The 3999-nt window shown below is 71.7% G+C and carries 3 protein-coding genes; 2 read left to right on the top strand and 1 reads right to left on the bottom strand.

Annotation, left to right across the window (positions count from 1 at the left end):
* Positions 1-104 precede the first annotated feature (104 nt).
* Positions 105-2960, bottom strand: a complete 2856-nt coding sequence (locus tag ACFWXO_RS17125) for a DEAD/DEAH box helicase (protein ID WP_375890944.1) — start codon at positions 2958-2960, stop codon at positions 105-107.
* A 291-nt stretch (positions 2961-3251) separates the two neighbouring features.
* On the opposite strand from ACFWXO_RS17125, the gene ACFWXO_RS17120 reads away from it, so the two are divergent.
* On the top strand, positions 3252-3626 hold the full coding sequence (locus tag ACFWXO_RS17120) for a hypothetical protein (RefSeq protein ID WP_375890856.1): 375 nt from the start codon (positions 3252-3254) through the stop codon (positions 3624-3626).
* Positions 3627-3724: 98 nt separating this feature from the next.
* Positions 3725-3999: ArsR/SmtB family transcription factor (locus tag ACFWXO_RS17115; protein WP_380524722.1), on the top strand; the 275-nt coding region annotated here is incomplete at its 3' end.

The following is a 3999-nucleotide window of genomic DNA, read 5'->3' as shown; positions in this document are numbered from 1 at the left end:
CGAGTCGGCCTCGTACTGGACGTACTTGGGCGATTCGGGCGTGCGTCCAGGCGGGATGCCCGGCGTCGCGCGCCTGGCAAGATCCGCCGGACAGGGCCTAGCCCCTAGCCCACCGAGGAGTAGGCGATGATGCCGCGGCGCAGGCCGTCGACGGCCTTGCGGGCGGTCCTGCGGAGTTCGGCGTCCTCGCCGGCCGCGTCCTGGATCTGACCGAGGACGTCGATCAGCTGCTTCGTCCAGCGGACGAAGTCGCCGGCCGGCATGTCGGCGTCGCGCAGGACCTGGTCCAGGCTGTGGCCGAGCGCCCAGCGGTAGGCGGCCCAGGCGAAGCCGAGGTCGGGTTCGCGCTGGCCGACGCCTTCGGCGGTGTTGATCCGGTGCTGCTCCTCCAGGGCGTCCAGGTGGCCCCAGATCCGGACCATCTGGCCGAGCGCCTCCTTGGCCGCGCCCTCCGGCACCCGGGGGGCGCCGGCGTCGTCGGCCTGCCGCGACTCGAAGACCAGCGCCGAGGCGCAGGCGGCGAGTTCGGCGGCGGCGAGGCCGCTCCAGACGCCCTCGCGGATGCACTCGGAGGCCAGCAGGTCGAGCTCGCCGTAGAGCCGGCCGAGCCGCTTGCCGTCGTCGGTGACGGTGTCACCGCTCAGGTAGCCGAGGTCGGTGAGCAGGCCGCAGACCCGGTCGAAGGTGCGGGCGATGGTGTGGGTGCGGGAGCGCATCCGGCGTTCCAGCAGTTCGGTGTCGCGGTGCAGCCGGTGGTAGCGCTCGGCCCAGCGGGCGTGGTCCTCGCGGTCGGAGCAGCCGTGGCAGGGGTGCTGGCGCAGCTCGGTGCGCAGCCGGGTGATCTCCGGGTCGTCGGCGGCGGCCGCGCGGCCGCGCCGGAACCGCTCGGGCTCCAGGTGGCCGGCCTTGGTGCGCAGCGCGGAGGCGAGGTCGCGCCGGGACTGCGGGCTGCGCGGGTTGAAGGACTTGGGGATGCGGACGCGTTCGACGGCGACCACCGGGTGCGGGAAGTCGATCATCGCGAGCCGCTTGACCTGCCGCTCCGCGGTGAGCACCACCGGGCGCGGGCCGTCCTGGAAGTCGGGGTGGCGCGGGCCGCCCCGGCCGGAGCGGCTGACCGGCGGCAGGCCCGGGTCGAGGACCAGGGCGAGGCCGGCGAACTTGCCGGTGGGGACGTGGATGACGTCGCCCGGCTTGAGCTGCTCGATGGACTCGACGGCGGCGGCGCGGCGCTGGCTGCTGCCCTCGCGGGCCAGCTCGTTCTCGCGGTCCTTGAGCCGGCGGCGCAGCTCCATGTACGCGTCGAAGTCGCCGAGGTGGCAGGTCATCGACTCGCGGTAGCCGTCCAGCCCCTCCTCGTTGCGCTGCACCTGGCGGGCGATGCCGACGACCGAGCGGTCCGCCTGGAACTGGGCGAAGGAGGTCTCCAGCAGTTCGCGGGAGCGGTGCCGGCCGAACTGGGAGACCAGGTTGACGGCCATGTTGTAGGAGGGCCGGAACGAGGACTTGAGCGGGTAGGTGCGGGTGCCGGCCAGGCCGGCCAGCGCCTCCGGGTCGAGGCCGCGCTGCCAGAGCACCACGGCGTGGCCCTCGACGTCGATGCCGCGCCGCCCGGCCCGGCCGGTGAGCTGGGTGTACTCGCCGGGGGTGATGTCGGCGTGAGTCTCGCCGTTCCACTTGACCAGCTTCTCCATGACCACCGAGCGGGCGGGCATGTTGATGCCGAGCGCCAGGGTCTCGGTCGCGAAGACGGCCTTGACCAGGCCCTTCACGAAGAGCTCCTCGACCACTTCCTTGAACCGGGGCAGCATCCCGGCGTGGTGGGCGGCGATGCCGCGCTCCAGTCCGTCCAGCCACTCGAAGTAGCCGAGGACGTGCAGGTCCTCGTCGGGGATGTCGGCGCAGCGCTCCTCGACGATGGCCCGGACCACGGCGCGGTCGGATTCCTTGTTGAGCCGCAGGCCGGAGCTGAGGCACTGCTGGACGGCGGCCTCGCAGCCGGCCCGGCTGAAGATGAAGGTGATCGCGGGCAGCAGGCCCTCGGCGTCGAGCCGGTCGATGACGTCGACCCGGCCCGGCGTCCAGACCTTGCCGGGGCGGCCGTTGGGCATGGAGCGGCCCCGGCCGCGGCCGAACCGGTCGCGCGGGTTGCGGTCGAGCTCGGAGCGGGCGAGCCGGACCAGCTCGGGGTTGACGGCCTTGCCGGGGTTCTTGAGGCTGTGCTTGGGGCGGCCGTCCCGGTCGGGGTCGGCGAACAGGTCGTACATCCGGTTGCCGGCCATCACGTGCTGCCACAGCGGGACGGGGCGGGTCTCGGAGACGATCACCTTGGTGCCGCCGCGGACGGTGTCCAGCCAGTCGCCGAACTCCTCGGCGTTGGAGACGGTCGCGGAGAGCGAGACGAGGGTGACCGACTCGGGGAGGTGGATGATGACCTCCTCCCAGACGGCGCCGCGGAGGCGGTCGGCGAGGTAGTGCACCTCGTCCATCACGACGTAGCCGAGGCCGTCGAGGGTGCTGGAGCCCGCGTAGAGCATGTTGCGGAGCACCTCGGTGGTCATGACCACCACGGGGGCGTCGCCGTTGACGGAGTTGTCACCGGTGAGCAGGCCGACCTTGGCGGCGCCGTAGCGCTTGACCAGGTCCCCGTACTTCTGGTTGGAGAGCGCCTTGATCGGCGTGGTGTAGAAGCACTTGCGGCCGCCCTGGAGGGCCAGGTGCACGGCGAACTCGCCGACGATGGTCTTCCCGGAGCCGGTGGGGGCGGCGACCAGGACGCCGGAGCCGGCCTCCAGCGTCTCGCAGGCCTCCAGCTGGAAGTCGTCCAGCGGGAAGTCGTACAGCTGCTGGAAGCCGTACAGGGCGGTGGCCTGCTCCTTCGCCCGGCGACGGCTGGCCGCGTACGCCTCGGCGGGGCTGAGCTCCTGGTCTTCCTGGGGCTCTGGATCGGGGGTGTTCATCGCCGTCCGGGTGTGGTTGGTGTGATCTCGCATCTCAGCGAGAGGTTACCCGGGAGGAGTGACATCGATAGCACCGTTTTCCGAGGCACCGTTTTCAGAGCCGGGAGATCACTCCTCTCTCAGATCCATAGTTGCAAATGTCTTCAAGTGATCAGAGTCCGGCAAGATCCGAGCGACTCCGGTCATTCGCGGTGGAGTCCGGGATCCGCTCCCTACCTTCGTGAGCCAGGGCCGCGAGCGACGCGATCACCGCGTCGTCCCCGGCCACCGACTCACGGGAGGACCGCCACGATGGCGAACCTGGAGACGTCCCTCAAGGACTCCATGTCGATCGACGGCGCGATCGGCGTCGCCCTGGTCGACTACGGCAGCGGCATGGCCCTCGGCACCCTCGGGGACGGCGGCGAACTGGACCTCAACGTCGCCGCGGCCGGCAACACCGACGTGGTCCGCGCCAAGATGCGGGCGATGGAGGCGCTCAACCTGCTCGACAACGAGATCGAGGACATCCTGATCACGCTGACGCACCAGTACCACATGGTCCGGCCGATCACGACGCCCAGCGGGCGCGGGCTGTTCCTCTTCCTGGTGCTCCACCGCAACCGTTCCAACCTGGCGATGGCCCGCCACCGGCTCAAGCAGATCGAGCTCTCGCTGGAGATCTGAGCCCGCCGACACCAGGGAAGGGGGGCCTCGTGACGATCGGAGTACCTCCCGGCCGACGGCCGGGGGAGCTGTACCAGGCCAAGGCCGAGTTCTTCCGGATGCTCGGCCATCCCGTCCGGATCCGGGTGCTGGAGCTGCTGCAGGCCGGACCGACACCCGTCCGCGGACTGCTCGCCGAACTGGAGGTGGAGCCCTCCAGCCTGTCCCAGCAGCTCGCGGTGCTGCGCCGGTCCGGCATCGTCACCGCCACCCGGGACGGCAGCACCGTGGTCTACGCGCTGGCCGGCGGCGACGTCGCCGACCTGCTGCGCGGGGCCCGGCCGCGCCCCACGCGCGGCCCCGCCCCCCGCGCGCGCCCGGCCGCGCGCCGGCG

The sequence above is a fragment of the Kitasatospora sp. NPDC059088 genome, from assembly GCF_042738155.1.
Lineage (GTDB): Bacteria > Actinomycetota > Actinomycetes > Streptomycetales > Streptomycetaceae > Kitasatospora.
The sequence above is the reverse complement of the archived record's forward strand: the minus strand, read 5'-3'. Positions and strand labels throughout refer to the sequence as shown.

Bases quoted from the DNA above. Each gene is read 5' to 3' on its own strand.
- ACFWXO_RS17120 (WP_375890856.1), top strand. From the start codon at position 3,252: ATGGCGAACCTGGAGACGTCCCTCAAGGACTCCATGTCGATCGACGGC.
- ACFWXO_RS17125 (WP_375890944.1), bottom strand. From the start codon at position 2,960: ATGAACACCCCCGATCCAGAGCCCCAGGAAGACCAGGAGCTCAGCCCC.